Source organism: Methylobacterium sp. J-026 (genome assembly GCF_022829585.1).
Taxonomy (GTDB): Bacteria; Pseudomonadota; Alphaproteobacteria; order Rhizobiales; family Beijerinckiaceae; genus Methylobacterium.
In genome coordinates, this window is record NZ_JAKSYC010000128.1 from 21631 (window position 1) to 48534 (window position 26904).

Annotated in this window: 23 protein-coding genes; 15 read left to right on the top strand and 8 right to left on the bottom strand. The window is 69.7% G+C overall.

Annotation, left to right across the window (positions count from 1 at the left end; all coding sequences use genetic code 11):
• Positions 1-292 precede the first annotated feature (292 nt).
• The 4 genes from MKK69_RS12730 (at position 293) to MKK69_RS12745 (ending at position 2976) form a co-directional block, all read left to right on the top strand.
• Positions 293-1441 carry an acyl-CoA dehydrogenase family protein gene (locus tag MKK69_RS12730; protein ID WP_243968251.1) on the top strand — a complete coding sequence of 383 codons (1149 nt, stop codon included), beginning with the start codon at positions 293-295 and terminating at the stop codon, positions 1439-1441.
• A complete protein-coding gene (locus MKK69_RS12735) occupies positions 1438-2013 on the top strand; it encodes a cytochrome b (protein WP_243968252.1) in 576 nt (191 codons plus the stop codon). The genes MKK69_RS12730 and MKK69_RS12735 overlap by 4 nt, the downstream gene beginning before the upstream one ends.
• Before the next feature lie 17 nt (positions 2014-2030).
• On the top strand, positions 2031-2453 hold the full coding sequence (locus MKK69_RS12740) for an RNA polymerase sigma factor region1.1 domain-containing protein (protein WP_243968253.1): 423 nt from the start codon (positions 2031-2033) through the stop codon (positions 2451-2453).
• A 133-nt stretch (positions 2454-2586) separates the two neighbouring features.
• On the top strand, positions 2587-2976 hold the full coding sequence (locus MKK69_RS12745; RefSeq protein WP_243968254.1) for a phage holin family protein: 390 nt from the start codon (positions 2587-2589) through the stop codon (positions 2974-2976).
• Positions 2977-2991: 15 nt separating this feature from the next.
• On the opposite strand, the gene MKK69_RS12750 is transcribed toward MKK69_RS12745, so the two are convergent.
• Entirely contained in the window at positions 2992-3210 is a 219-nt protein-coding gene (locus tag MKK69_RS12750; protein ID WP_243968255.1) for a hypothetical protein, read from the bottom strand.
• A gap of 264 nt (positions 3211-3474) precedes the next feature.
• Here MKK69_RS12750 and MKK69_RS12755 point away from each other — a divergent pair, with 264 nt between their 5' ends.
• Genes MKK69_RS12755 through MKK69_RS12765 form a run of 3 tightly spaced genes read left to right on the top strand, consistent with a single transcriptional unit; the run spans position 3475 to position 7186 of the window.
• Complete coding sequence (locus MKK69_RS12755) at positions 3475-4722, top strand: MFS transporter (protein WP_243968256.1); 1248 nt, start codon at positions 3475-3477, stop codon at positions 4720-4722.
• Positions 4719-5462: a siderophore-iron reductase FhuF gene (fhuF, locus tag MKK69_RS12760; RefSeq protein WP_243968257.1), complete on the top strand. Its 744-nt coding sequence runs from the start codon at positions 4719-4721 to the stop codon at positions 5460-5462. Before MKK69_RS12755 ends, fhuF begins: the two co-directional genes overlap by 4 nt.
• On the top strand, positions 5456-7186 hold the full coding sequence (locus MKK69_RS12765) for an ABC transporter ATP-binding protein (protein WP_243968259.1): 1731 nt from the start codon (positions 5456-5458) through the stop codon (positions 7184-7186). The genes fhuF and MKK69_RS12765 overlap by 7 nt, the downstream gene beginning before the upstream one ends.
• A gap of 192 nt (positions 7187-7378) precedes the next feature.
• On the opposite strand, the gene MKK69_RS12770 is transcribed toward MKK69_RS12765, so the two are convergent.
• A complete protein-coding gene (locus MKK69_RS12770; RefSeq protein WP_243968260.1) occupies positions 7379-8242 on the bottom strand; it encodes an SMP-30/gluconolactonase/LRE family protein in 864 nt (287 codons plus the stop codon).
• A 16-nt stretch (positions 8243-8258) separates the two neighbouring features.
• Positions 8259-9563, bottom strand: a complete 1305-nt coding sequence (locus MKK69_RS12775; protein WP_243968261.1) for a sugar MFS transporter — start codon at positions 9561-9563, stop codon at positions 8259-8261.
• Between the two features lie 724 nt (positions 9564-10287).
• Here MKK69_RS12775 and MKK69_RS12780 point away from each other — a divergent pair.
• Together MKK69_RS12780 and MKK69_RS12785 are read left to right on the top strand one after the other, a co-directional pair.
• Positions 10288-11439 carry an aldose epimerase family protein gene (locus MKK69_RS12780; RefSeq protein ID WP_243968262.1) on the top strand — a complete coding sequence of 384 codons (1152 nt, stop codon included), beginning with the start codon at positions 10288-10290 and terminating at the stop codon, positions 11437-11439.
• A complete protein-coding gene (locus tag MKK69_RS12785; protein ID WP_243968263.1) occupies positions 11436-13235 on the top strand; it encodes an IlvD/Edd family dehydratase in 1800 nt (599 codons plus the stop codon). The genes MKK69_RS12780 and MKK69_RS12785 overlap by 4 nt, the downstream gene beginning before the upstream one ends.
• A gap of 141 nt (positions 13236-13376) precedes the next feature.
• On the opposite strand, the gene MKK69_RS12790 is transcribed toward MKK69_RS12785, so the two are convergent.
• On the bottom strand, positions 13377-14117 hold the full coding sequence (locus MKK69_RS12790) for a FadR/GntR family transcriptional regulator (protein ID WP_243968264.1): 741 nt from the start codon (positions 14115-14117) through the stop codon (positions 13377-13379).
• A gap of 143 nt (positions 14118-14260) precedes the next feature.
• Between MKK69_RS12790 and MKK69_RS12795 the strand changes: the two genes are divergently transcribed.
• Positions 14261-15868, top strand: coding sequence for an aldehyde dehydrogenase (NADP(+)) (locus MKK69_RS12795; protein WP_243968265.1), 1608 nt, complete (start codon positions 14261-14263; stop codon positions 15866-15868).
• Between the two features lie 216 nt (positions 15869-16084).
• Positions 16085-17011: a Gfo/Idh/MocA family protein gene (locus MKK69_RS12800; protein ID WP_243968266.1), complete on the top strand. Its 927-nt coding sequence runs from the start codon at positions 16085-16087 to the stop codon at positions 17009-17011.
• 153 nt (positions 17012-17164) lie between these two features.
• Here the strand turns inward: MKK69_RS12800 and MKK69_RS12805 are convergent, their stop codons facing one another.
• Positions 17165-18373, bottom strand: a complete 1209-nt coding sequence (locus tag MKK69_RS12805) for an integrase (RefSeq protein ID WP_243968267.1) — start codon at positions 18371-18373, stop codon at positions 17165-17167.
• A gap of 621 nt (positions 18374-18994) precedes the next feature.
• On the opposite strand from MKK69_RS12805, the gene MKK69_RS12810 reads away from it, so the two are divergent.
• Both MKK69_RS12810 and MKK69_RS31335 read left to right on the top strand, forming a co-directional pair.
• The gene (locus MKK69_RS12810) at positions 18995-19255 is read left to right on the top strand and encodes a hypothetical protein (RefSeq protein ID WP_243968269.1); all 261 of its coding nucleotides are present in this window, start codon (positions 18995-18997) and stop codon (positions 19253-19255) included.
• 156 nt (positions 19256-19411) lie between these two features.
• Positions 19412-19609: a helix-turn-helix domain-containing protein gene (locus MKK69_RS31335; RefSeq protein WP_409564804.1), complete on the top strand. Its 198-nt coding sequence runs from the start codon at positions 19412-19414 to the stop codon at positions 19607-19609.
• Positions 19610-20084: 475 nt separating this feature from the next.
• Here MKK69_RS31335 and MKK69_RS12815 read toward each other — a convergent pair whose 3' ends face one another.
• Complete coding sequence (locus tag MKK69_RS12815) at positions 20085-22685, bottom strand: TonB-dependent receptor (RefSeq protein ID WP_243968270.1); 2601 nt, start codon at positions 22683-22685, stop codon at positions 20085-20087.
• A 304-nt stretch (positions 22686-22989) separates the two neighbouring features.
• On the opposite strand from MKK69_RS12815, the gene MKK69_RS12820 reads away from it, so the two are divergent.
• Positions 22990-23292 carry a hypothetical protein gene (locus tag MKK69_RS12820; protein WP_243968271.1) on the top strand — a complete coding sequence of 101 codons (303 nt, stop codon included), beginning with the start codon at positions 22990-22992 and terminating at the stop codon, positions 23290-23292.
• A 64-nt stretch (positions 23293-23356) separates the two neighbouring features.
• Here the strand turns inward: MKK69_RS12820 and MKK69_RS12825 are convergent, their stop codons facing one another.
• Positions 23357-23647 (bottom strand): MucR family transcriptional regulator, encoded by a 291-nt coding sequence (locus MKK69_RS12825; protein WP_313900850.1) that lies wholly within the window; start codon positions 23645-23647, stop codon positions 23357-23359.
• A gap of 611 nt (positions 23648-24258) precedes the next feature.
• Here MKK69_RS12825 and MKK69_RS31340 point away from each other — a divergent pair.
• Entirely contained in the window at positions 24259-24453 is a 195-nt protein-coding gene (locus MKK69_RS31340) for a NepR family anti-sigma factor (RefSeq protein ID WP_409564805.1), read from the top strand.
• On the opposite strand, the gene MKK69_RS12830 is transcribed toward MKK69_RS31340, so the two are convergent.
• Entirely contained in the window at positions 24450-26846 is a 2397-nt protein-coding gene (locus tag MKK69_RS12830) for a PAS domain S-box protein (RefSeq protein WP_243968272.1), read from the bottom strand. The genes MKK69_RS31340 and MKK69_RS12830 overlap by 4 nt on opposite strands.
• Positions 26847-26904: the final 58 nt, after the last annotated feature.

The following is a 26904-nucleotide window of genomic DNA, read 5'->3' on the forward strand; positions in this document are numbered from 1 at the left end:
AAGGCCCGGCGACCCGCGCGTCGGGCGGCTGCGGGAGCGGGGCCCCGTCTTGGCTTTCGTCCCCCGGACCGCGCCGATCCCGACCCCGGGACGGGATCGGTCAGACTTGGTATAAGTCCTTGATGTGATGCGCGCGTTCACGCCGGACCGGTCTCCCCGTCGGCGGCGTGCGCTCTGGCCGCAGAGCACGAGGGACCCGACCCCCTGGGATGCGCGTATACCCCGAGCAGCAGGCGCTGGTGGTCGACCGCACGGTCGGGATGCACCCTGCCGCGGCCGTCGGAAGGACACCATGGACCAGCGGACGCCGCCCGATCTGATCCGCGACGCCGAGGCCGCGGCGCGCGCGGTCTCCCTGTCGGCGGCGTTGCGCGCCGGCGCCGAGGATTGCGACGACGGGTTCCCGCGCGCGGACGTCGCCGACCTCGCCCGCCTGGGCCTGCTCGCCGCGCCGGTCCCGGCCGCGATGGGCGGGGCGGGCCTCGGCGCGGAGCCGGGCGCCGGGACGCTGTCCGAGGTGCTGCGCCTGATCGGCTACGGCAGCCTCGCCCTCGGACGGCTCTACGAGGGTCACGTCAACGCGCTCCAGCTCATCGCCCAGCACGGCGCGGCCGGCCAGCGCGCGCGCCTGTTCGCCGACGCCCGGGCGGGCCACCTGTTCGGCGTCTGGAACACCGAACCGGCCGGGGCCGGCCTCGCCCTCGAGGCGGACGCGGAGAGCCTGCACCTGAGCGGCGCGAAGTCCTTCGCCTCGGGCGCGGGCTTCGTGACCCGCGCCCTTGTCACGGCGCGGTGTCCGCAGGGAAGCGGCACGCTCATGCTGGTGGTGCCGCTGGAGCCGGGCACCCGGGCCGACCTCTCGGCGTGGCGGGCCCACGGCATGCGGGCCTCGGCCACCGGGACCCTCAATTTCGGCGGGATCACCCTCGGGCCCGAGGCCGTCCTCGGCGATCCGGACGCGTATTTCGGCCAGCCGGCCTTCTCGGGGGGCGCGTGGCGGTTCACGGCGGTGCAGCTCGGCGGTATCGAGGCCGTGTTCGACGTGTGGCGGGCGCATCTCGTCCGGACCGGGCGCGGGACCGACCCGCATCAGCTCGCGCGTCTCGGCGAGGGCGCCATCGCGGTCGAAGGCGCCAGGCACTGGGTGACGCGGGCGGCCGCAGTGGCCGCGGGGGGAACAGTGCCGCCCGCGCGCGTCGTCGCCTTCGTCAACCTCGCCCGGCTCGCCGTGGAGAAGGCCGGGCTCGACGTGCTGCAGCTCGCCCAGCGCTCCGTCGGCCTGCAGGGCTTCCTGCGCGGGCATCCCCTGGAGCAGCGCGCCCGCGACCTCGCCACCTACCTGCGGCAGCCCGGGCCGGATCGGGCGCTCACCAGCGCGGCGGAGGAAATCCTGGCGGCCGGGGACCGGGTCTCCGACCTCTGGGACGGAGGCGCCCCGTGAGCCGGAGCCCGGCCGACCGCGCCGGACCGGTCCGGGCCGTCTGGCGCGACACGCCGCAGGGCTACGGCCGCGTCAGCCGCGGATTCCACTGGCTGATGGCGGCGCTGTTCGCCTGGCAGTTCGCGGGGGCGCTGCTCTATGTCGGCCTTGGCGACACGGCGCTCACGCGCTTTGTCGGCGGCAGCCACTTCACCCTGGGCTTCACGCTGTTCGCCCTCGTGCTGCTGCGCGGGGCCTGGGGCCTCGCCAACCTTACCCGGCGCCCGCCGCATGCGGGGCGCCTGGGCCGTGCCGCGGTGGCAGGCCATGCCGTGATCTACGCCCTGATGATCGTCGTGCCCGGCCTCGCCCTGCTGCGCCAATACGGGTCGGGGAAGCCGTTTTCGCCCTACGGCCTCCCGGTCATGGCGGCGCGGGACGGCAAGATCGACTGGATGGTGGCGCCCGGCGACCTGCTCCACCATTGGCTGGCCTTCCTCCTGCTGGCGGTGCTGCTCGGCCACATCGCCATGGCCGTGCTGCACCGCGTACTCTGGAACGACGCGGTCCTGACGCGGATGGTCCGGGGCTGAGCGGGGCGGATCAGGGCATGTCCCAGACCATCGATCGCGGCACCCTCGACCGGCTCGTCGCCCTCGGCCGGGCCCGGGGGGAACTCTCGGCGGACGACCTGCGGGCCGCGCTGCCGGTGGCGCACATGGAGGTCGACGCCCTCGTCCTAGTGATGCTGGAACTCGAGGCCGCGGGAATCAGCGTCGAGCCGGACGCCTTCGGCCCCCCCGCCGACCGGCCGATCCCGGCCCCGGCGATCCCCCCGGCGCGGGATCCCGGGCTCGCCCCGCCGGTCCGGCCGGCCGAGCGCGCGGACGCGGCGGTCTCCGGGGCGGAATCCGGATCGCGGCCGGCGGCGCCGGGGGCGGAGCCGGACGACCGGGCGGGGGTCAACCGGGCCGTCGCCCTGGCGGGCCTCGCGACGCTGCTCGTGCTCGCGGCCGTGCTGCTGCTGTGGTGAGGGCCGGGGGCGGGGAACGCTTCCCCCGGCGGCTCCGTTGGCCCGGCGCCGCGTCGGGACCCAGCCCTCCGACAGGCCCGGTCCGACCCGATCCGCCGCCTCGCGGACGCGCCCCAGAGGAAGATCCCGCCCCATGCGCCAAAGCCCCGACGGAACCCTGGCCCTGCTGGTCGCGGCCCTGCGCGAAGGCGCGGCCCATGTCGAGGCGGTGCTGACGCTCGCGCGGATCGAGGTCGACGGCAACATCCGGACCCTGGCGTCGCTGATCGCGATCGTGGGAACGATCCCGGTGCTCCTGATCGTGACCTTCTTCCTCGGCCTCGACGGCGTGGTGAAGCTGCTGGCGCTGCCGCTGGGCTCCGAGGCGCCGGCGGCGCTGATCGTCGCCGCGCCCTTCCTGGCCATGGCGCTGTGGCTCGGCTGGCTCGGGGCGCGCCGGATGGCGCTCTCGAACCTGGAACCCTGGCGGACCTGGCGGCAGGTGAAGCGGGACGCCCGGGCCGTGGCGCGGACCGAAGCCTGACGCCGGAGCCGGTCCTCAGCGTCCCCGGGCGGCCCGCGCCTCCGGGCGCAGGTGCAGGAAGCTGCGCTCGCCCGTGGCCGCCTCGGCGACGTGCTGGATCGTATCGAGCAGCTCGGCCACCGCCTGCGGCGCGACCGGCCGGAATTCGGCCTTCGGCGCGACCCAGCGCTTCCGCGTGCGTCCCGTGGCGATCTGCGCCTCGCTCAGCGCGTCGAAATCCCGGCGTCGGGTCATGGATCTTCCCTCCAAGCTGGGCCTGCGATGGGAAAATCTGCCCGGAACATGGTTGATGGATGGTTAACAGTTGGCCCGGTTCCCCCGTTCGGTCCCCGATCCGATACGGCGCGCGCACCGTCGCGGCGCCGTCCGGAAGGCGACTCGATGCTGTCGGCTTGATCCCCGGACGGGATCCCTCTAAGCAGTAAAAACCTTGGTATATCAATATATTGGTGTGATTATAAACTGCAGCCTCCGGGCCGCCGCCGGATCCCCGCCGCGGTGACCGGACCCGCCGGACTCGCGCTCGGCACCCGGGTCGCCGGCTCCCTGGCCGGCCTGCGGCCGCTGGCGCCGTTCGTCTGCCTGTACGTGACCTTCGGGGCCACGCTCGGCTTCCTGTCGGGCGGGGCGCCCCTGATCCTGCGGGCGCGGGGGGTGGAACTGGCCGAGGTCGGCCTGCTCCAGCTGATCAACCTTCCGGTCGGGCTCACATTCCTGTGGGCTCCCCTCCTCGACCGCCTGCGCCTGCCGGTCCTGACGCACCGCATCGGCTGGATCGCGGCCGCGCAGGGGGCGACGATCCTCCTGCTCGCCGTCCTCAGCCTCGGCGAGCACTGGCCGCTCCCGCTGCTCCTCGCCCTGGCGGTGGCGGCCTGCACCGGCGTGGCCACCATGGACATCGCCCTCGAAGCCCTGGTGGTCGAGACCGTGCCGGCGGACCGGCGCGCCGCGGTGGCCTCCGCCAAGCTGGCCGGGGCCTCCCTGGGCGGCATCCTGGGGGTCGGCGTGCTGGTCGGCTCCTACGACCGGATCGGCTGGCACGGGGCGGTCCTGGCCTGCGCGGCCCTCGACGCCCTCTGCCTCCTGCCGATCCTGGGCTACCCGGAGGCGCGCCTCCGCGGGATCGGGAACCGGCCGGAGCGATGGTCGGGCTCCCTGTCCCGCCTGCGCGTCCTCGGGGGGCGGGTGCTGGTGCTCGGGGCCTACTTCGCCGCCGCCTACCTGCTCTCCGGGCCCAACGCCCTGGCCCTGCTCGATCTCGGCGTCCCGCTCGGGCCGGTGGGCTTCCTGACCGGCACCGTCCTGCCGGCGGTCAATCTGGTCATGGCGCTGGCGGCGGGCGGCCTCGCCGCCCGGTTCGGCACGGTCCGGCTGATCGCCCTGGGCGCCGCCGGAATCCTCGCCTCCGGGGGGCTGATGGCCGTCGCCTGCGCGGGCGGGATGGCGGACCTCGCGGTCGCCGCCACGGTCCTGAACTTCGTCGCCGGCGGGTTCCTCGGCGTCCCGGTGTTCAACATGATCTACCGCTGGGCCCAGGGGCCGAAGCCCGCCACCGACTACGCGCTGCTGTTCGGGGCGGCCTTCTTCGCCGCGATGCCCCTGCGGGTCGCCGCCCCGGCGCTGGCCGGCTGGATCGGCTGGCCGGGCTACTTCGCCGCCGCCCTGGCGCCCTACGCGGTCGCGGTGGCCTGGCTCGCCGTCGCGGTGAACCGGACCCTGCGGGCCGACCGGGCGGGGCTGCGATGACCGCCCGACTGATCGCCGAACTGGCCGCCCGGGTCCCCGACGCCCTCGCGGCCTACCGGGACGGCGTCGCGGCCGGCCCCGGCGGCCCGGCGGCGACGCCGCTCCGCGCCCTGCGCGATCCCGGCGTGTTCGACGCGACCCTCGCGGCCTTCGCGGCGGGGCTCGGCCCGGATGCGGGCCGCGACCGGCGCGTCCTGGTCTCGTACTGGAGCCAGTTCTACCTCGCGGCCCTCGCGACCCCGGCGCTGACCGCCCTGGTGCGCCTCGGCCGGCCGCTACCGCTCGCCTTCGACGCCGTGAGCCTCGAATGCGACGGGGCCGGCCGGCCCTGCCGCTTCCGCCTCCCCGCGGACGCGCCCGGCCGCACAGCCTGCCCGGCCCCCGGCCTCGCCGGGCTGGTGGAGGCGCACCTGCGCCCCTTCGTGGACCTGTGCCACACCCGGTGCGGGATCGCCCCGCGGATCCTGTGGGGCAACGCCGCAGTGATCCTCGACCACGTCGCCCGGGAACTCGGCGCCCCGGAGGCCTCGTCCTGTGACGACGTCGCGTCCGGCCTCGGATGGCGCGGCGGGCCGGGCTGCTCTATGAGCCCCCTGGCCCAGGCGCTCTGCCCGGGGGATTCGGGCTGCCGGCGCCGGCGTGTCTGCTGCCTGCGCCACCGCCTGCCGGGGGTGCCGTCCTGCGGCGCGCTCTGCCCCGTCGACTGCGCCGCGAAACGCCGATCCGAGCCGCGATGCTGAAGGCCTTCCTCGCCTATTACCGGCCGCACCGGACCCTGTTCCTGGTCGATTTCGGCTGCGCCGTGCTGTCCGGCCTGCTGGAGCTCGGCTTCCCCATCGCCGTGAAGGGCTTCATCGATTCCCTGCTGCCCCGGCAGGATTGGGGGCTGATCGTGCTCGCGGCCGCCGGGCTCGCGCTGATCTACGTGGCCAATGCCGGGCTGATGGTGGTGGTCACCTACTGGGGCCACGTGCTCGGCATCAACATCGAGACGACGATGCGGGAACGGGCCTTCGACCACCTGCAGAAGCTGTCCTTCCGCTTCTATGACGCCCAGAAGACCGGCCACCTCGTCGCCCGGGTGACCAAGGACCTGGAGGAGATCGGCGAGGTCGCCCATCACGGGCCCGAGGACCTGTTCATCGCGGTGATGACCCTGGCCGGCGCCTTCGCGCTGATGCTCATGGTCCACGCCCCGCTGGCCCTGATCACCGGGGCGATCCTGCCGGTGATCGCCTTCGTGTCGATCCGCTACGGCGGCCGCATGACCCGCAACTGGCAGGCGCAGTACGGCCGGGTCGGCGCCTTCAACGCCCGGATCGAGGAGAATGTCGGCGGGATGCGGGTCGTCCAGGCCTTCGCCAACGAGGCCCACGAGCGCGCCCTGTTCGCCCGCGACAACGCCCGCTACCGGGACACCAAGCTCGAGGCCTACCGGCTCATGGCGGCGGGCCTGTCGATCAACTATCTCGGCCTGCGCCTCGTGCAGATCGCGGTGCTGCTCGGCGGCGCCGCCTTCGTGGTCCGGGGCGACCTGACGCCCGGCGGCTTCGTCGGCTTCCTGCTGCTCGTCGGGGTGTTCTACCGGCCGCTGGAGAAGATCGGCGCGGTGGTCGAGACTTATCCGAAGGGCGTCGCGGGCTTCCGCCGCTACCAGGCGCTGCTGGCCACCGAACCCGACATCACCGACCGGCCGGGCGCCCGCGCGGTGGAGGCCTTGCGCGGCGACATCCGCTTCGCGGGGGTCGGCTTCGGCTACGGCCCCGGCCGGCCGGTCTTCACCGGCCTCGACCTCGCGGTGGCGGCCGGGGAGACGGTGGCGTTCGTCGGGCCCTCGGGCGTCGGCAAGACCACGCTCTGCGCCCTGCTGCCGCGCTTCTACGAGGTCGAGTCCGGCCGGATCACGATCGACGGGATCGACATCCGCGATCTGACGCTGGCTTCCCTGCGCCGCCAGATCGGCATCGTGCAGCAGGACGTGTTCCTGTTCGCCGGGACGATCCGGGAGAACATCGCCTACGGCCGCCTCGACGCCACGGAGGCGGAGATCGACGCCGCCGCCCGGCGCGCCCGGCTCGGATCGATGATCGACGCCCTGCCCGAGGGGCTCGGCACGGTGGTGGGCGAGCGCGGGGTGCGGCTGTCGGGCGGCCAGAAGCAGCGCATCGCCATCGCCCGGGTGTTCCTGAAGAACCCGCCGATCCTGATCCTCGACGAGGCGACCTCGGCGCTGGACACGCAGACCGAGCGGGAGATCCAGCGGGCGCTGGCCGATCTGGCCAGCGGGCGCACGACCCTGGTGATCGCCCACCGCCTCGCCACGATCCGGGACGCCGACCGGATCGTGGTGCTGGGGGCGGGGGGCGTCGTCGAACAGGGCCGGCACGCGGCGCTGCTGGCCGCGGACGGCCCCTATGGCCGCCTGCATGCGGCCCAGTTCGGGGGCGTCCGCGCGGCGGAGTGAGGCCGCCGGCCGCCGCGGCGGCCCACCCGCCCCGACAAAAAAGCCCGCCGCGGCACGGGCCGGGCGGGCTTTGAGGTGATCTCGTCTCGGAGACCTTCTTCGTAGAGACCGAACCGGGGCGATGCATCCTCTATCCGGGTGAGGCCGGCACACGATCCTGCGACCGCACGCGCGATCCGGGCCGCGGCGCTCTCAGCCCCCGAAGGCGCGGGGCGGCAGGCCCCGGACGCCGACGTCGAGTTCGAACAGGGCCCCGGCCTCCGGCACGGACTCGGCGCCCCGGGACGCCGAGGTGACGAACAGGCGGTCGAGCCCGTCGCCCGCGAAGGCGCAGCTTGTGATGTTGGGGGCGGGGAGGGGGATCGCACGGATCAGGCGCCCGTCCGGATCCACCCGGCTCAGCCGGCCGCCGCCCCAATGGGCGATCCAGAGGCAGCCCTCCTCATCCGTGGTCATCCCGTCGGGCCAGCCCCAATCCTCCGGGAAGCGCAGGAAGGCCCGCTTGCCCGAGAGCGTCCCGTCCGCGGCGAGGTCGAAGGCGTAGACCGTCCGGGCGGCGCTGTCGCTGTGGAAGATGATCCGGCCGTCGAGGCTGAAGGTCGGCCCGTTGGCGACGCCGTAATCGCCGTCCATCCGCTGCCAGGTCAGGTCGGGGTCGAGCCGGTGCAGGGACCCCGAGACCGCGGTCTCGGCCTGGTGCATGCTCCCGGCCCAGATCCGGCCGGCGAAATCGACCTTGGCGTCGTTCAGGCGGTTGTCCGGATGGTCCGGCTCGGGGTCGCCGATCGACGTGAGCCGGCCGGATTCCAGGTCGAAGGTCGCGAAGCCGCTCTTCAACCCGACGATGAAGTCCCGCCGTCCGGCCTGGGGGATGATCCAGCCCAGCGGCTCCGGGAACGGGCGCGTGCCGGTCCCGCCGCCGGCGAGGTCGAGCCAGTTCAGGGCCGGCGCCTCGATGTCGACCCAGAACAGCCGCGCCCGCTCCGGCACCCAGATGGGCCCCTCGCCCAGCCGGTCGCGCCCGGCGCGGGGGACGATGCGGATGTTCGGATCCATGGATTCCCCCTTCCGGTCAGGCCGACGGGGCGGGGCCGGGCCGGCAGCCCCACAGGGCGTAGGCCAGGACGTAGAGTTCGCAGGCGGCCGTGATCAGGAAGGAGCGCTGCAGCCCGAACCGGTCCGCCGCCCAGCCCTGCACCACCACCAGGGCTCCGCCCGCGATCGCCATGATCAGCAGCCCGGCCCCCGCCTCGGTGAGCGGCGCTAGGCCGCGGATGCCCAGGGTGAAGATCGTCGGGAACATGATCGCGTGGAACAGCCCGACCGAGATCAGCGCCCACAGCGCCACCGGGCCGGTGGCGAAGGCCGCCACCAGCATCACCGCGCAGGCGCCGACCGCCGCCGCGGCCAGCACGGTCTCGGCCGGCCGGCTCTGCATCAGGTAGCTGCCGGCGAAGCGGCCGACCATCATCCCGCCCCAGAGCAGGAACAGGTAGCGCGACGCCTGGGCGTGGGTCAGGTCGCCGATCTCCGGCTGCGACGCGAAGCTGATGAACAGGTTCGACACCCCGATCTCGGCGATCAGGTAGATGAAGATCGCCGGCACGCCGAGCACGAGGTTGCGGTGGCGCCAGAGCGATCGGCCGGCGCGCGCGGCCCCGGCGGCCCGGCGGGCGGTGCCGCCGTCCCCCATGGCGGGGAGCGGGAAGCGGGCGATCACCACGGCGAGCCCGATCAGGATCGCCGCCACGATCAGGTAGGGGAGCTGCACCGACTGCGCGTCCGCCAGGCGCTCGGCGGGGGTCAGGACGGTGCCCGCCGCGGCGTTGCCCGAGGTCGAGCGGCCGAGGATCAGGTAGCCGCCGAACAGCGGCGCCAGGGTGGTGCCGAGGGAATTGAAGGCCTGGACGAGGTTCAGCCGCGCCGGGGCGCTCTCCGGAGGGCCGACCACCGCCACGTAGGGGTTGGCGGCGACCTGGAGCAGGGTGATGCCGCTCGCGATCACGAACAGAGCCGTGAGCGTGATCGCGAAGGAGACCCGGTGGGACGCCAGCACCATGCCGAGGGTGCCGGCCGCCATGATGCCGAGGCCGATCACCAGGGCGCGCTGATAGCCGACGCGGGCGATCAGCGCCGCCGCGGGCATCGAGGCGACGAAATAGGCGATGAACCAGACCGACTCGATCAGCGTGGTCTGGGTGTAGTCGAGGTCGAACACGCTGCGCAGGTGTGGCAGCAGGGTGTTGTTGATGACCGTGATGAAGCCCCACATGAAGAACAGGCTGGCCAGCAGCGACAGGGCCGGGCGGGCGCTCACCTGCTCCTGCGCGCCGGTCCCGGCTGCAGCCGGCCCGGCGCTCGCGATGGGTGCTGCCATCGAGCGGTTCCTCTCTCGGCGGGCCGCCTTACCCCGGGCCCGCTTGCCCAGAGCCAGCTTGGCTCCGCTCATTTGTCCGAGTATCGCTCGGTGTCGCGGGCGTCAACCGGGACAGCGCCGACGCGCCCGACCATCGCAGCGGCGGGCGAGACCTGGACGGGGCGATGCGGCATCCTCAGCCTGCCCCGGCAGCGACACCCCGCAAGTCTCGGGCTGGATTGCCCCGCATCGTATCGGTCGCAGGCCCATCGAGGCTCGTCACCGGAGGCCTCGGCATGCGCGGCCCCACCACCCGTGCGGTCACCGATGGTCCTCTCGTCGGCGCGGCCGGCTACGATACCTCCGGCCTCAGGGTTGTACGATGGCCGGTACGAGGCCCGAGATCCGGATGCCATGAAGCAGATCTCTTCCGCGGTCTTGCAGGAACCGGGCAATCGCTCCAGCGACGCCCGCACCGATCGGATCCTGGCCTTCAGCAAGACCGACTGAGAGAGGGCCCGGCGGCTCGGGACGCGCAGCGGGGCGCGACCGCCATATTGAGAAAAGCCCTGACCGGCCCGTCGCGGCGGAGAGCGCCAACGGCGACGTTGCGGTCAGTCGGGCGCCGTGTTGTCCATTTGATTTGTAGTAGTATATGATCGGATTCGCGGAGATCAACCGCGGCCCCCGTCGCGAACCGGCGCATGATCGCCGGGACGGGGGATCCACAACAGGGGAGGAAGCGATGCGTGGAGTCGGACTCGTGGCCGTGTGCGCCGGTGTAGCCATCCCGGCCCTGGCTCAGGCCGGGGCGCCGTCCAGGACCGTGTTCGGCACGCTCCCGGACGGGCGGACGGTGGAGGAAGTGACGCTGACCAACGGGAAGGGGGTCACCGCCCGGATCCTCTCCTGGGGGGCGCTCCTGCGGTGTCTCGACGTGCCGGATCGCGCGGGCAAACCGGCGGACGTGGTGCTCGGCTACAACGACCTCGCCGGCTACCTGGCCAAGCCCAACTATTTCGGCGTGAGCGTCGGGCGCTACGCCAACCGCATCCGGGCGGGCCGCTTCACCCTGGACGGGCAGGCCTACACGCTGGCCACCAACGACGGCCCGAACGCCCTGCACGGCGGCGCGGCCGGCTTCGACAAGCGGCTCTGGACCATCACCGGCGTGACCGGCGGCGCGGCCCCGTCGGTCACCCTGCGCTACGTCAGCCCGGACGGCGAGGAGGGCTATCCCGGCACGCTGACGGCGACCGCCACCTACAGGCTGGACGACACGAACACCCTCACGGTCACCTACGAGGCCACCACCGACAAGCCGACGATCGTCAACCTGACCAACCACAGCTTCTTCAACCTCGCGGGGGAGGGCTCGGGCCGGTCGATCCTGGACCAGACGCTGACCATCCCGGCGGAGCGCTACACGCCGGTCGACGCCACCCTGATCCCCACCGGGGAGCACCTGCCGGTGGCGGGCACGCCCTTCGACTTCCGCACCCCCACGGTGATCGGCGCGCGCATCCGCGACGGCCGGGACGTCCAGATCGCCCGCGGGCGCGGCTACGACCACAACTGGGTGGTGACCGGCGCCCCCACCGCCGAGCCGCACCTCGTGGCGCGGGTGGAGGAACCGGGATCCGGCCGGGTGCTGGAGATTGCCAGCACCCAGCCGGGGGTGCAGTTTTACGCCGGAAACTTCCTCGATGCGACCGCGGTGGGCAAATCCGGCCTCGCCTACCGGCAGTCGGACGCCCTCGCCCTTGAGCCGGAACTCTTCCCCGACACGCCGAACCAGCCGGCCTTCGGGTCCGCCCGGCTCGACCCCGGCCAGACCTACCGGAACGTGATCACCTACCGCTTCTCGACCAGCCCCGCTCACCGGACCCGCCAATGACCGACCGACCGATTGCACGCCCCCTGCGCTCGCGCGCCTGGTTCGACAACCCCGACAACATCGACATGACGGCGCTCTACCTGGAGCGCTACCTGAACTTCGGCCTCAGCCTGGAGGAGCTGCGCTCGGGCAAGCCGATCATCGGCATCGCCCAGACCGGGTCCGACCTGTCGCCGTGCAATCGGCACCACCTCGTCCTCGCGGAGCGGATCCGCGAGGGCATCCGCGAGGCCGGCGGCATCGTGCTGGAATTCCCGGTCCACCCGATCCAGGAGACCGGCAAGCGGCCGACCGCGGGCCTCGACCGCAACCTCGCCTATCTCGGCCTCGTGGAGCTGCTCTACGGCTATCCGCTGGACGGGGTGGTGCTGACCACGGGCTGCGACAAGACCACCCCGGCCTGCCTGATGGCGGCCGCCACCGTGAACATCCCGGCCATCGCGCTCTCGGTGGGGCCGATGCTGAACGGCTGGTTCAAGGGCCAGCGCACCGGCTCCGGCACCATCGTGTGGCGGGCGCGCGAGATGCTGGCGGCGGGCGAGATCGACCACGAGGGCTTCATCAAGCTGGTCACCTCGTCGGCGCCCTCCACCGGCTTCTGCAACACGATGGGCACGGCCACGACCATGAACACCCTCGCCGAGGCCCTGGGCATGATGCTGCCCGGCTCGGCGGCGATCCCCGCCCCCTACCGCGACCGGCAGGAGGTCGCCTACCTGACCGGCAAGCGCATCGTCGCGATGGTGGCCGAGGACCTGAAGCCCTCCGAGATCCTGACCCGCGACGCCTTCCTCAACGCCATCGTGGTCAATTCGGCGATCGGCGGCTCGACCAACGCGCCGATCCACCTGGCGGCGATCGCCCGGCACATGGGGGTCGAACTCGACATCGCCGACTGGCAGACCTACGGGCTCGACGTGCCGCTGCTCGTGAACCTGCAGCCGGCCGGCGCCTATCTCGGCGAGGATTACTACCGCGCCGGCAGCCTTCCGGCGGTGGTGGCGCAGCTCATGAGCCGCGGCCTGATCCGCGAGGGCGCCCTGACGGTGAACGGGCGCACCCTCGGCGAGAATTGCCGCGGCGCGACGATCGAGGACGCGGACGTGATCCGGCCGATCGACACCCCCCTGATGGAATCGGCCGGCTTCCTGGTGCTGCGCGGCAACCTGTTCGAGGCCGCGGTGATGAAGACCAGCGTGATCGGGGAGGAGTTCCGCAACCGCTACCTGTCGAACCCGGAGGATCCGGACGCCTTCGAGGGTCCGGTCGTGGTGTTCGACGGGCCCGAGGATTACCACCACCGGATCGACGATCCGAGCCTCGGCATCACCGCGGAGACCCTGCTGGTGATGCGGGGCGCCGGGCCGGTGGGCTATCCCGGGGCCGCCGAGGTGGTGAACATGCGCCCGCCCGCGGATCTGATCCGGGCCGGAATCCACGCGCTGCCCTGCCTCGGCGACGGGCGCCAGTCCGGCACCTCGGCCTCGCCGTCGATCCTCAACGCCTCCCCGGAGGCGGCGGCCGGCGGCGGCCTCGCGCTGCTGCGGACCGGCGACCGGGTGCGGGTGGACCTGCGCCGCGGCACCGCCGACATGCTGGTCGACGCGGACGAACTCGCCCGCCGCCGCCGCGCCCTGGAGGAGGCCGGCGGCTACGCCTACCCGGCCTCGCAGACCCCCTGGCAGGCGATGCAGCGCGCCGCGGTGGGGCAGATGCATACGGGCGCGATCCTGGAGGGTGCCGAGCGCTTCCAGCGGATCGCGCAGACCAGCGGCCTGCCGCGCGACAACCACTGATCGGATTCGAAAGGTCCGGGACCTTTCGCGGGTGCAGGGCGGAGCCCGCTGAGTTCGGGCGAAGCTCGATATCGGGGCCAAAGGACTCGGGTTTCTGCCCGATGCCCCGCCCAAGGGCTCGCCCTTTGGGATCCCGGACTCTTAAGGCCGCAGCGCCGTCTCGGTGTCGGCGAGGGCGAGGCGGACCAGATCGGTCATCGTCCCGCGGGCGGCCTCCGGGTCGCCCGCCACGATCGCCTCGTAGAGGACCCGGTGGTCGGGCATCGGATCCCGGGGCAGGCCCTGGCGGCGATGCTTGAAGATCGTCGTCCACGTCACGGCCGCCGCGATGGAACTCGACAGGGCGATCAGCGGGCCGTTGCGGGCGGCCTCCAGGATCGCGGTGTGGAAGGCCTGGTCGGCGGCCCGGCCGGCCTCCGTCGTGAGGCCGTGGCGGCCCATCTCCTCGAGGGCATGGCCCATCCGGGCGATGTCGAGGCCCGAACGCCGGGCCGCGGCGAGCGCCGCCGCGGCCGGCTCGACGATCATCCGCAGCTCGAACAGGTCGCGGATGAAGGTCTCGCTCGGTTCCGACTCGAAGGCCCAGGCCAGGATATCGGGATCGAGCAGGTTCCAGCGGCTGCGCTGGCTCACCCGCGTCCCGGTGCGCGGGCGGCTCTCCACCAGCCCCTTGGCGCTCAGGATCCGGATCGCCTCGCGATAGGCGGTGCGCGAAACCTTGAGCTGCTCCGAGAACTCGATCTCCCCGGGCAGCACGTCGCCCGGCGCGTAGCGCCCCGCCAGGATCGCCGCACCGAGGTCGCGCGCCACCGAGCCGTGGATGCGCCGCGAATCCGACGCGAGCGGGAGCCTGACATCCTCGTATCCGCGATCCTGTCTCACCCACGGCCTCCGGTCCGAGCCACCGGGACGGGCCAGGAACGCCGGGATCGTATCTGGAAGTTGTACGAGTGCAAGCGTCGACACCTATAAGCAAAGGGACTGGAACTCTTGCGGCCCAGAGGAATCTGATCTAGCCTATTTGTATGAGTAAAGAACCCGCCAGCGACGCGACGATCCGGGGCAGCGTCCTGGTCGGCGCAACGGATGTGACGACGGCCGAGACGTTCCGGGCCGCCGATCCCGCGACCGGCGCGGCCCTGGAACCGGCCTTCGCGTCGGCGGGCGCCGAGGAGGTCGCGGCGGCCTGCGCCCTGGCGGAGGCCGCGTTCCCGAGTTTCTCGGAGACCGATCCCGAGGCGCGGGCCGGCTTCCTCGAAGCGGTGGCCGCTCGCATCGCCGACCTCGGCGAAACCCTGATCGCGCGGGCGACGGCGGAGACCGGGCTGCCCCGCGCACGGCTGGAGGGCGAGCGGGCCCGTACGGTCGGGCAGCTCCGGATGTTCGCCGCGCTGGTCCGGTCGGGCAGCTGGGTCCAGGCCACGATCGATCCGGCGCAGCACAAGCGCCAGCCGCTGCCCCGGCCGGACCTGCGCCGCCGCCACGTCGCCCTGGGTCCGGTGGCGGTGTTCGGGGCGAGCAACTTCCCGCTGGCCTTCTCGGTGGCTGGCGGCGACACCGCCTCGGCCCTGGCGGCGGGCTGCCCGGTGGTGGTCAAGGGCCACCCGGCCCATCCCGGGACCGGGGAACTGGTCGCCCGGGCCGTGCGCGGCGCGGCGGCGGACTGCGCCCTGCACCCGGGCGTGTTCTCCTATCTGCCGGGGCCGTCGAACGCCCTCGGCGCGGCCCTGGTGGCGGATCCCCGGATCAAGGCCGTGGGCTTCACCGGGTCCCGCGGGGGCGGGCTGGCGCTGATGCGGGTGGCGGCCGGCCGAGCGGAGCCGATCCCGGTCTATGCCGAGATGAGCGCGGTCAATCCCGTCCTGCTCCTCCCCGCCGCCCTGCGGGACCGGGGCGCGGCCCTGGCGGCGGGCTTCGTCCAGTCCCTGACCCTGGGGGCGGGGCAGTTCTGCACCAATCCGGGCCTGCTGATCGGGATCGCGGGGCCGGAGCTCGACGCCTTCGCGGCGGCCGCCGGGGCGGCGATCCGGGCGAGCGCGCCGCACACCATGCTCACGGCCGACATCCGGGCGCGGTTCGAGGACGCCGTCGCCGCGATGGCGGAGCGCCCGGGGGTGACGGTGGCGGCCCGCGGGGCGGCGGCCGGACCGGGGGGCGCCCCCGCCGCCCTGCTGCGCACGCAGGCCAGCCGGGTCCTGGCGGATCCGACCCTGGCCGAGGAGATGTTCGGACCCGCGGCGATCCTGGTGGCGGCCGCCGACATCGCGGAGGTCGCCCGGGTGGTCGAATCCCTCGGGGGGCAGCTCACCGCGACCCTGCAGCTCGACCCCGCGGACGAGCCCCTCGCGGCCGGGCTCGTGCCGCTGCTGGCCCGCAAGGCCGGCCGGATCCTCGCCAACGGCTGGCCGACCGGCGTGGAGGTGGCCCCCGCGATGGTGCATGGCGGTCCCTTCCCGGCCACGTCGGACGGGCGCAGCACCTCGGTCGGCACCCTGGCGATCGAGCGGTTCCTGCGCCCGGTCTGCTACCAGGACCTGCCCGCGGCGCTCCTGCCGCCGCCCCTGCGCCCGGACAATCCCTGGCATCTCGTGCGCCGGATCGACGGCGCCCTCGAACCACAGCCCGGCGGCTGAAGGACAGGCGCAGGTCACGCACAGGCGCGCGGCCGGCCTCGGCCGCGCATCGGGGCGGCCCGCAGAGGCCGCCCTCGGAGGACATCGGGATGGGTCGATCACGCCTTCAGGTTCGGAAGCCGGACGGGCCGCAAAGCGGCGCTCCGGGCGCCGAAGGCTTGGCGCGGCGGGTGCGCGGCGTCCCGGCGACCGCACCCTGCGTGCGGGAGCTCTGAGATGGCGCAGCCGATCCGCATCGGGCTGGTGGGCGTCGGCAAGATCGCCCGCGACCAGCATCTTCCGGTCATCGCCGCCTCCCCGGACTACGCCCTGGCGGCGGTGGCGAGCCGCCAGGGCGGCCTCGACGGGGTGCCGAGCTACCGGACGCTGGACGCGATGCTGGCCGCGCGGCACGACCTCGACGCCCTCGTCCTGTGCCAGCCGACCCAGGCGCGGTTCGAGGCCGCCCGGGCGGGGATCGCGGCGGGGCTTCACGTCTTTCTGGAGAAGCCCCCCGGAGCGACCCTGGCGGAGGTCGGGATCCTGGTCGCGGCCGCGCGGGCGCAGGGCGTCAGCCTGTTCGCGAGCTGGCACTCCCGCTACGCCCCCGGGGTCGAGCCCGCCCGCCAGTGGCTGTCGGGCCGCCGGATCCGGTCGGTGTCGATCGCCTGGCTGGAGGATGTCCGGCACTGGCATCCGAACCAGGACTGGATCTGGGAGGCGGGCGGCATGGGCGTGTTCGATCCGGGGATCAACGCCCTGTCGATCGCCACCCACATCCTGCCGCCCTTCGTCCTCACCGGCGCGACCCTGTCGGTCCCGGAGAACCGGCAGGCGCCGATCGCCGCCGATCTGCGCTTCACGGATTCCGACGGCACCCCGATCCAGGCCGCGTTCGACTGGCGCCAGACCGGCCCCCAGACCTGGGACATCCGGGTCGAGACCGAGGACGGGGAACTCGTGCTGTCGAAGGGCGGCGCGGTTCTGGCCGTAAACGGCCGCGACCAGCCCCTGCCGCCCGAGGCCGAGTATCGCGGCCTCTACGACCGGTTCGCCGCCCTGGTCCGCTCCGGCGCCAGCGACGTCGACCTCAATCCACTGATCCACGCCGCCGACGCCTTCCTGCGTGGCGAGCGCCGCAACGTGGAGGCCTTCACGGACTGACCGGGAGGGCCCCCCCTGCGGGACACGAACGCGACAGAGCCCAGAAGGCCGCGCGGTTAAGGGGGAGTTAGCTGCGAGCCAATAGTATTGCTGCGAAATCAACGACTTGCGCCATCCATTCCCGGGACGTTCCTCGTGACGTTCCTGGAGCGTTCAACTCTCGGCTTTCGGGGTCCTACGATCGAGGCGGGCGGCGGCGAACCGCCGGTGCGCCTCCAGGCGCTCTCGGTCGTAGACGTCGGCCGTGGTGCGCGGCTTCGAGTGTCCCGCCACCTTGGCGGCATCGTCCGTCATGGCGCCGCCGCCGCGTCCCTCCGTTATCGCCGAGGCGCGCAGATCGCGGCTCCAGAGCTCACGCGGGAGCTTGGCTGCCGAACGCACCCGCCTCCAGCCCGCGGCGAACTGTGGATCCGTGAAGGGCAGCCCGGTCGCGCCATTGATGATCAGAGGCCCGTAGCGCTCCTCGACCGGCACACGCGCGATCTCCTCCAGGACTATGGGGCAGAGGCGGAGGTCGATCACCACCTCGGCGCCGCTGCTCGTGCGCGTCTTCGACGGCGTGTAGCGCAGCACCAGGTCCTCGCCGATGTGGCGCCATTCGAGCCCGGCCCACTTGTGCTGGCCGTGGACCACCGCGCAGATCGTCGGATCCTTGAGCGGGTACCACTGGCCGGTCACGTCCCACTGGCGGAGCGCCGTCTCGAACTGGACGGCGTAGGCGAGGGCCAGCGATGGGCGTTTAAGCGCGTGGGCCGCCGCGATCGCGCGCAGCACCTGGTCGGCCGTGGCGTACAAGCTGCGTGGGCGCGGGCCCGGCAGGCGCAGCTCGCGGATGTCGTCGCGCAGCGTCCGGCAGGAGCGGTGTCCGGCGACGATGCAGAAGGTAAGGGCGGCCTTCAGGACCGCGATGCGCATCTGCCCGGCCGCGGGCTTGGCGCCCGCCTCGGACCATTCCGCGTGCCAGCGCTTCACGTGCAGGCCGATCACCCCATCGACCCGCACGTCGCCGATCTCCCGCTCCAGGCGCCGTAGGTAAGTCACATACGGGCGGAGCGACCCGGGCTTGAGCCGATGGAACGGCGACTCCTCGTGCGTCTGGTAGATGCGCAGGACGCTTCCGATGGAACCGTCGAACGCGAGCGGATTGCGTCGCAGGCCATCGAGCCAGACGAGCATATCGTTCTGCAGGCGCTGGCACTGATCGGCCAGCAGCTCGGGCGTGCCGATGTAACGCGTGAGCGGCACCGTGCTGCTCGGGTAGCCCCGGCTCACAGCCTCGGGGGAGGGGATCCAGTACGCCGCCCAGCCTCCGCTGCGCGGCCGGAACTTCAGGCCCGGCGCCTTGATCTTGGGCTTGTCCATCCCGATGGCTCTTGCTGCGCAGGTGAGTCGGCCGGCGCGCGGCCTACGGGACCATACTCGCGATCGTAAAATGCCCGAACGGCCGGGACATAGCGCTTACCGTAGAGACGGGCTTGGCGCGGGAACCCGCATACCTCCAAGCTCGCTACGCTGGCGCACCAAGCACGCTTGTCGGCTTCATCCGACCCGACAACGGCCTCAGCAATTTCTCGGTCTGACGCGAACAACGGGAGCTTGTCGAGGGTAATGACATCGCGACGCGGCATCAGTCCCTCCACTCAACTCTGACCGGCTTGGCTGCAGAATGCAGCTGCTCTGTCAGCATCTTGGTCAATCACCATCAGAGCCTCCGCTTGGCGCGCGATATCGTTCATGAGCGGTGACGCGATCGCTATTCTCTTCCGAAATTGCAGACCCGCGAACTGAGCGCCGGGCGCCGAACGGCATCTGTGCTTGCTTTGGTGATGCGGGGGTAAGAGCTGACTCATACAGGAGGCGAGCGACCCCGCCCCATATGTGAGGATGCAGATCGGCTCCTGATTTGCAGGTGTCACAGTCTCGAGCACAGCTTCGCTTCGCTACCTGCGGCCCAACACCGTATCATCGGCGCCGAGCATCTAGATGGCGAATTTGCACAAGCAAGCAAAGTCATCAAGTAAAATCGATACCAATTACCCGATAAGAAGCGCACTCTCAGGTCAAATCAAGATGTTTATCCAAGCAACTTGGATAAAATCATCGCTCGGAGATACACCTAGATCAGAAGAAATTGCGATGGTTATCCAACTCACTTGGATAAGATTATTTTCACGCATTCGCCTACGCCGCCAGGGGCTTGGCCCAGAGCGTTTGTTAGATCGAATGCTGGGAAACAGGCGGTGAAGCGTGACGGCGGCAATCTGCGCAGTATCAAGGTATTCGGGAAGGCAACAAGGGAGCTGAGAGATGACTACAATCCCATTTCAAGTCATGCATCAGCAGGCGATGGACGAAGATCCAGGTTATCGCGCTGCTTGGGAGGCGAGTGAACCACCTATGATGATCGCCTTCGCGCTCTGTGACGCCCGGCGCCGGGCAAACCTGAGGCGTGCAGAAGTAACGAGTCAAATTGGGGTATCCGAGACGATGGTCGGGCGTTGGGAGCGGGGTGTGAGCGTGCCTAGCCTCGTATCCCTACGCCGGTATGCGGAGGTGACTGGCTCGCGGCTGCAGATCGATCTGGTGACCAAGGCCTGACCGATCGCTCCTTCCGCTTCCGACCCTTCTCTGAAGTTCGGAAGGTCCGCTTTCGGGCAACCTGATCCAATCTGGGTTCGATCCCGATCAAAGGCACTTCACGGCAGCGTTCCACACGGATCTTTAATGTCGGCCCTCTTGGCGTTCCAAACTTCGCAGACACCTTTTGGAACGGCTCGGCTGGAATTTTAGACCGTTCCACTAGAGCAGGCTGTATTGGACCGAGCCTACCATCGCATCCACTGCATGAGCTGCCGGCAACCGAGCCGAAGGTGTGTGCGACGGCCGCTATGAGTGGATTTCTGCCTGTCTGCTTTGGAGAGAAACTTGGCGAAAGCAGAAATTACCGCCGTGCTTGCCTAATAGTAAATACAGCGTCAATCTTTAATATCGGTTATCAACTGAACAAATTGACAAGGCAACGTGTAGGGCCGCGACGAGTGCGGCCCTACAAGCAATTCGGGATAGTCTAGTCTCAATATTTTCTGATAATCGGTTCCGGCGACATCGGCACTGGATCTGCGCCGAAGCGGTAGGTCAGGCCCGCGTAGACCGAGAGTGGTTGAGCCAAAGTCGTGGTCCGCGGATCGTTGATCGACAGGTTGCCGGCCACCGCACCCGTCTCGGCAAAAGTGCCGAAGGTGGCGTAGCGTTGGTTTGTCAGGTTGGTAATCAACCCGAAGATCTCCAGGTTCTTGGTGACCTGATACTTCGTCGTCAGGTTCATCACGTAGTAGGCTGGTAGCTTCCGGTTCAGGTTCGACTCATCGCCGCGATAGTATGACGACGAGAACGCAGCCACGTTCAGGCCGAACCGCCAGTTCGGGGTGATGTTGTATTCGAACCCGGCCTTGATCTGGTGATCCGGGATGAGCGGGATCTTGTCGCCCCGCCGCACGTTGATGCCGCCGTTCGGGACCACATCACCACCGGTCGCGCCGCCAGCCGCGCCGGTACCAGCGAGCGGGTTGTTGGGTGACGAGAGCGTCTGATTGAACTGGAAGGTCGCGTCGATCAGGGCGTAGTTGGCGTAGACGAGCAGGTCGGGGGTGATGACGTACTCGGCGCTGACCTCGATGCCCTGCCGCTGAGTCGCCGGCACGTTGATGTAGTAGGCGCGCGCCGCGTTGCCGGCGACCGCGACCTGATAGAGGTCGTTCTGTAGGTCGGTGCGGAACACGCCGGCCTTGTAAGTCAGATTGCCGCCCGACAGGAAGCTCGGGATCACGCCGCGGAAGCCGGCCTCGTAGGTCCGCCCGGTGACCTGCTTGAGCGGCGGATCGGCCACCAGCGAGTTCGGCAGGAGGCAGGGCTGGGTCGGGCTGGAGCAGGACAGCTCCAGCGGCGTCGGCGCCCGGTTCGACTCCGAGTAGCTGCCATAGAGATTGAATGCCGGATCGAACTGGTAGGTCAGGCCTGCCAGTGGGTTGACCTTGAAGTACTCGTTCGTGCCCGTCACGTCCGGCGAGAAGCCGGTCTGGTCGCGGGTCTGAATGCGAGCGTAGTTGAGGCGGAAGCCGGCGGTGAGCGAGAGCCGGTCGGTCACGTCGAGCGTGTCGGTGGCGTAGAGGCCGAGATACAGCGTCGACCCGCTGACGTTGCTCGGCGCGATGCCGAGGGCGCCGAGGGTCCGTATATCTGGCGTGCCAAGGCCAGGGATATTGCCGTAATACGGGCTATTGGGGTCGATCGAAACGGAGAGGTTTGGGTTGATCACACCCAGCGTGCTCGACGACTTGAACGAGAAGTTCGAGGCGTCGACGCTGCCGCCAACCACGAAGGTGTTAGGCAGGCCGAAGATCCGGTCGCGGTTGGCCGCCTGCAGCGAGCCGCCATAAGCCTCGGACTGGGTCAGGGTCGTGTCGATCGTTCCGTAGGGGGCATTCTTGTTGAACGGGATCGGCTGGCCGTTCAGGCCGATGATCGTGAACTGATCAGCGTAGGCCCGGCGCGCCGCCACCTGGCTGGTCGGAGGCGCGTTTACGTTGAATGCATCGTCCTGATAGCAGAGAAAACCCTTGAAGTCGCCGCGCTTGCTGCAGTTCTCGAAGTTGCCCTGGTTGCCATCGACGTAGTTCTCGCCGAAGCGCCGGTAATAGGCGTTTCCGGCTAGATCCCAGGTCGGCGAGATATCGACCCGGCCGGTGAGCTGGATCGTGCCGACCTGCGTCGTCTGGGTCTGCGGGTAAGTGAAGATCGCCCGCGGATCGATATGGGTGAAATCGACCGGGGTCGCGGCGGCCGCGCCGTAGAAACTGCGTGCGGCCAACCCGATCAGGTGGAACTCCGAGTCCTGCGAGCGATAGCCGAGATCGGCGTAGAGCCGGCCGATCGTGCTCGGGTTCTCGTAGCGCCAGCCCCGGTCGTTCAGCCCATCGCCGGTGAAGTAGAAGCTCCAATTGTCGACGATCTTACCGTACTGGAGATTGCCGGCCACCCGCCCATCAGAGCCGCCGAATGCGGTGATCTCGGTGCCCTGCCAGGTGAAGCCGTTCTTCATCTGGATGTTGACCGCACCGCCGATGGCGTTGAGGCCGAAGACTGGGTTGCCGGTGACCACGTCGATCCGCTGAACGGCTTGCGGCGGGATCAGGTCGAAGTTGACGACGTCGCCGAAGGCCTCGTTGATGCGGATGCCGTTCTGGTAGACGGCCAGCCCCTGCGGTACGCCCTGTACGGAGGAGGCGGTGAAGCCGCGGTAGTTCAGGTCGACGCGGTTGCCGTTGCCCTGCGAGTCGTTGAGGTTCACTCCCGGGGTCGATCGGGCGAAGGTGGCGATGATGTTGTCGGTGCCGCGATCGACGTCAATTTGGCGCGCCGTGACGGTCTCGACCGTGCTGGGGATCTTGTTCAACGGCTGCTCAGAGCCGCGCAGGCGGACCGGACCGGCGGGCGCGGTCGGCACGATCTGGCCGAGCGTGTTGAGGTTTTGAGCGCCGCTCGAATTGCCGCCGCCGGCACCGACCGGCGAGGTCGAGACGACGCTGATCTCGCCCAGCGTTACTGCTTCTTGTGCCTGTGCCAGCCCGGGCAGCATTGCCACGGACGCGATCAGGCTGCCTCGTAAGGCGCGCATGTGTTCCCCCAGCCAATTTTACGTCGCGCCCCGCTTTTTCGGGTGCGCAGCCAGACTGATGCGCAACGGCCAGATTAGGACAAATCACGGGCTCGTGTTGGGCGTCTTTACGCTGGATAGAGTCTCATCAATCCTTCGTTCGTGACTTTAATGTAACATCAAATGGAAAACAGTCTGGAGACTGGACGGGTACTAGAGGAAAAATTGGTCGGGGAGATCCGGCAAGGCGACTGCTTGACGACGATGTGATTTCGCCTCCCCTGGCATCGACGATACGTGTGCCGGACCGACATCGAGGTCCGTCATGGCCGTGCAGGCTGGTTATCTTCGGAACCCCACGTCCTTCAGATCACCCGGCGGCCTCGCGGGGAGCGGCATGATCATCGCGGTTGGTCGCAAGCCGGTCGCAGTCGCGTATCAGTTCTGGACGGGAGCCAATTCCGGATCGATCGCGACTACTGCGTCACAGGCGAAGCGCGACGCGCTGCGGGCGATGTGGCTTGAACCCACCGTGATCCTGCGCCTGGAGGACGGCCGGCACGTGGATATCTCGCTCACTCAGTGCGAGGACGGCAAGGCGACGTTCGAGATCGCGGCCGATGAGTGATCTGTGCCCGCATTCATCTTGCGCCGATCCGTGACAGGCACCGGCCGCGCACTGCAAGGAATTTCTACCGCCGGTCCGCGGTCGCACCCGATACGCATGTCGGCGACGGTTCTTTCGGTTTAAGGCCGAGCTTGTGGCGCCTCGCCGTACTGGAGCACCGGTCTGAGTAGGATTGCGCGACCATCGGGTAGTCGCGCGGCAAGCCCCATTTCTCTCGGTATGCTTGCGGTGTCAGCCCCAGCCTCGTCAGATGCCGCTTGAGCGACGCATAGGATTTCCCATCCTCAAAGCTCATCAGGGTATCCAGACTAATCGATCGTTGGATTTGCGCTGGTGTCAGCGTTGCGGAGGGCATCGAATTTGCAGCGCCTGCGAAGGATATCTTGGGACGTTCGCTCAGATGCTCTTCAGAAATAAAATGTGCAAATCACGATTTTGTAAAAGGATAAAAGGTTTTCGGGGTGTTGACACAATGCCTCCTTACAAGAGTTGTTTATGTCCCGACTATGATACGAGACGATCCGACTCTGTCGATCATCTCATTGTGCCAGAAACGTTGCGAGACAGGCGCCGCATTATAGGCGTCAACTTCACCAATCATGGCTGCACCTTCGATGTCCGCTTTCAGGATGCTTCTGGATGTGCCCGAATGGCCGGTCGGGGTCGGAAGCGGCCTGTATTTCGAAACCATTCTTTGTCCGTTCGATCCTTGGCTATCCGCCTAAGCTGACTCTATCGAACTGATGAAAACTATGAGGATGTTTTTCCGCGCTCATCCGACCCGCTTCGACGCAGTTGTGCTCATCATGTCACACGCTTCGGCTTTCGCCGGTTAGTGGGAACGTAACGGCGTCGGTCCATTTTAACGCAGATCCTCGCAACCTGCGGTCGTAGGAGCCACTTGGTGTGACAGAGCGAACGCCCCCGATTGGGCCGGCGATGATCGACCTTGAAAGCCCCCTCCCCATGCCAGGACCCCAGACGCACTGGGTTCACTCCAGCTCCCCCCATGCGATCCAGCGTCACCTCGGCCGCAATCTGCGGCAGGTCTACGCCGCGCTCCCGTCCGAGCCGGTGCCAGAGGCTATGGCCGCACTGCTACGTCGGTTGGATACCACCCAGAGCCAACGTGTCTCTGATCCGGACGCTACCGAAGATTAGCCGAGCGATCTCGGATCGTGGGCCTGCAATCCGCTGAGCGGCGCCGTGATCGTACAGACCACCCCCGTCGGCGGGTAGGCGAGGTCGACCACCCCGCCAAAGCTGCCGGCAAGCCCGCGACTGATCAACCGCGTGCCGAAGCCCGTCCGTGTCGGTGCGACCACAACCGGGCCGCCGACCTCCCGCCAGCTCAGCACCATCTCCGGCTCGTGCATTTCGGATTTGATCTGCCAATCGATCATGACCTGCCCTGCATCGGTCGACAGCGCCCCATACTTGGCTGCGTTGGTCGCCAGTTCGTGCAGGATCAGCGATAGCGACAGTGCTGCCCTCGCGCCGACCTCGACAGGGGGACCCGCGATCACGAAGCGATCGGGCCGATCCCGGTGCAGCTCCAGGGCATTCGTGATCAGGGTGTCGAGCGCGGTGCTGCCGATCTCACCGCCGAGTAGGAGGTCATGCGACTTGCCCAGGGCGACGAGCCGCCCGGCGAGCACCTCTTTAGCGGTGTCCATGTCGGTGGCTGTACGCATGGTCTGCGTGGCGATGGCTTGCACCATCGCCAGCACGTTCTTCATGCGGTGGCTCAGCTCCTGGTTAAGCAGCCGCTGCCGGTCCTCGGCCTCGACCCGGGCGATGGCCGCGCGGGCGCGATCGGCGACGCTGTGCAGGAAGGCCAACTCATCGGCGCTCCACGCGTGCGGCGTCGCCTTCAGCGCGAAGAACAAAGCCACGAAGCGGCCGCGCTCCATAACCGGCAGATTGACTAGCGCGCGCGCCTTCATGGCGGCGAACGTGTCGGCCGCAGCCGCCGTGCGCGCGTCGCGGGCGAGATCGGCGATCAGCACGGTCGCGCCGGCCTGCAGATCGTCGATGTACGAGCCATAGTCGCGGAACCTGTGCAGCCCGGCGATGGCTGGGACGCCGGGCGTGCTCCAGCCGCGCGTGATCACGATGGTCTCGCGGCTCTGATCGACGGCGCCGTACCCGGCGTGAGACAGATCGAGCGTCTGGCCCATGATCTCGGCCGCGGCTCCGATGATCTCCGATCGCTCGCTCAAGTCCTTGAGGCGGTCGCCCAGGGCGGCCAACGCCGCCTGACGTAGGGCATCGAGCTTGCGCGCGGTGATGTCGATCGACACCCCCGGATACCGCAGCGGACGGCCAGCCGCGTCGTGATAGCAGCGCCCGCGGGCATAGACCCAGCGCACGCTACCGTCCGCCCTGAGCAGGCGGTACTCCTCGGCGAACTCACCGGCAGTGGCTAGTGCCAGCTCGATCTTCGCACCCACCCACGCCCGGTCGTCGGGATGGATGCCGTCGATGTAGCCGGCGATCGGAGTGCCGACCGCCGCCGCCGCGGGATCGACCGAGTACAGCTCGGCGAACCGCGCGTTGGCTACGATGCGGTCGTGGGGCACATCCCAGTCCCACCAGCCCACGGCACCGGCCGCCTCGAACGCCAGGCTCAGGCGCTCCTGACTGATGCGCAGCTCCTCCTGCGCCGCCCGCTGAGCAGTGATGTCACGGGCGACGCCAGAGAAGCGCGCCGGCCGTCCGGCCTCGTCGTGCTCGATCTCGCCCTTGCGCGCGATCCAGCGGACCTCGCCGGTGTCCGGCCGGCGGATGCGGTACTCGACGTCCCGCGGTGCCGCGCCGCTGCTGCGCGAGCGGGCGGTGGAGATCAGGTGCTGATCCTCCGGGACGATCAGTTCCTCGAACGCCGTCGACGGGTACGCCTCGCGCTCCGGCAGGCCGTACAGGCGGCAGAACTCCGGGCTCGGCCGCAGGATGGCGTCGGCGATGCCGATCGAGAACACCCCGACCCCGCCCGCCTCCTGCGCCCTCTGCAGACGCAACGCGCTGTCCCGCAGCGCATCGGCATTGCGGCGCTGCTCGGTGCGGTCGCGCAGGATCTTGACGAAGCCGATGGCCGCGCCGGCCTCGTTGCGCAACGCCATCATCTCGCTGTTGGCCCAGAACCGCTCGCCGCTCTTCCTCAGGTGCCAGCGCTCGTCGATGCCGCGGCCCACGGTCAGGGCGCTGTGTATCTCCTGGTCGGGGATCCCGGCCTCACGGTCTTCGGGGGTGAAGAACACGTCGGCAGGCTTCCCGCAGACGTCGCTCGGGGTCCAGCCCAGGATCCGGGTGGCACCGGCATTCCAGTCGATGACGTTGCCCTTCATGTCGAGCACGATGATCGCGTAGTCGATCGCGCTCCCGAACACGGCGCGGTACCGAGCCGCGCTCGCCCGCACCGCCCGCTGCGTCGCGATCCCCCTCGCCCCAGTCAGCCCGACTGTGGCCAGGCCGGCGAAACTTCGGACCAGTTCGATATCGGTCTCGGTCAACGCGTTCGGTTTTGCCCACTGCAGCTTGATCACGACGAGCACCTTCCCGCCTCTGTGCAACGGCGCGTGCACTGCCGGACGAAGGACGATTGACGGCACC

Excerpts from the sequence above, each read along its gene's own strand:
- MKK69_RS12730 (WP_243968251.1), top strand. The coding sequence starts at position 293 with ATGGACCAGCGGACGCCGCCCGATCTGATCCGCGACGCCGAGGCCGCG.
- MKK69_RS12740 (WP_243968253.1), top strand. The coding sequence starts at position 2,031 with ATGTCCCAGACCATCGATCGCGGCACCCTCGACCGGCTCGTCGCCCTC.
- MKK69_RS12745 (WP_243968254.1), top strand. The coding sequence starts at position 2,587 with ATGCGCCAAAGCCCCGACGGAACCCTGGCCCTGCTGGTCGCGGCCCTG.
- MKK69_RS12750 (WP_243968255.1), bottom strand. The coding sequence starts at position 3,210 with ATGACCCGACGCCGGGATTTCGACGCGCTGAGCGAGGCGCAGATCGCC.
- fhuF (WP_243968257.1), top strand. The coding sequence starts at position 4,719 with ATGACCGCCCGACTGATCGCCGAACTGGCCGCCCGGGTCCCCGACGCC.
- MKK69_RS12765 (WP_243968259.1), top strand. The coding sequence starts at position 5,456 with ATGCTGAAGGCCTTCCTCGCCTATTACCGGCCGCACCGGACCCTGTTC.
- MKK69_RS12770 (WP_243968260.1), bottom strand. The coding sequence starts at position 8,242 with ATGGATCCGAACATCCGCATCGTCCCCCGCGCCGGGCGCGACCGGCTG.
- MKK69_RS12775 (WP_243968261.1), bottom strand. The coding sequence starts at position 9,563 with ATGGCAGCACCCATCGCGAGCGCCGGGCCGGCTGCAGCCGGGACCGGC.
- MKK69_RS12780 (WP_243968262.1), top strand. The coding sequence starts at position 10,288 with ATGCGTGGAGTCGGACTCGTGGCCGTGTGCGCCGGTGTAGCCATCCCG.
- MKK69_RS12785 (WP_243968263.1), top strand. The coding sequence starts at position 11,436 with ATGACCGACCGACCGATTGCACGCCCCCTGCGCTCGCGCGCCTGGTTC.
- MKK69_RS12795 (WP_243968265.1), top strand. The coding sequence starts at position 14,261 with ATGAGTAAAGAACCCGCCAGCGACGCGACGATCCGGGGCAGCGTCCTG.
- MKK69_RS12800 (WP_243968266.1), top strand. The coding sequence starts at position 16,085 with ATGGCGCAGCCGATCCGCATCGGGCTGGTGGGCGTCGGCAAGATCGCC.
- MKK69_RS12805 (WP_243968267.1), bottom strand. The coding sequence starts at position 18,373 with ATGGACAAGCCCAAGATCAAGGCGCCGGGCCTGAAGTTCCGGCCGCGC.
- MKK69_RS12810 (WP_243968269.1), top strand. The coding sequence starts at position 18,995 with ATGGCGAATTTGCACAAGCAAGCAAAGTCATCAAGTAAAATCGATACC.
- MKK69_RS31335 (WP_409564804.1), top strand. The coding sequence starts at position 19,412 with ATGATCGCCTTCGCGCTCTGTGACGCCCGGCGCCGGGCAAACCTGAGG.
- MKK69_RS12815 (WP_243968270.1), bottom strand. The coding sequence starts at position 22,685 with ATGCGCGCCTTACGAGGCAGCCTGATCGCGTCCGTGGCAATGCTGCCC.
- MKK69_RS12820 (WP_243968271.1), top strand. The coding sequence starts at position 22,990 with ATGGCCGTGCAGGCTGGTTATCTTCGGAACCCCACGTCCTTCAGATCA.
- MKK69_RS12825 (WP_313900850.1), bottom strand. The coding sequence starts at position 23,647 with ATGCCCTCCGCAACGCTGACACCAGCGCAAATCCAACGATCGATTAGT.
- MKK69_RS31340 (WP_409564805.1), top strand. The coding sequence starts at position 24,259 with ATGCCAGGACCCCAGACGCACTGGGTTCACTCCAGCTCCCCCCATGCG.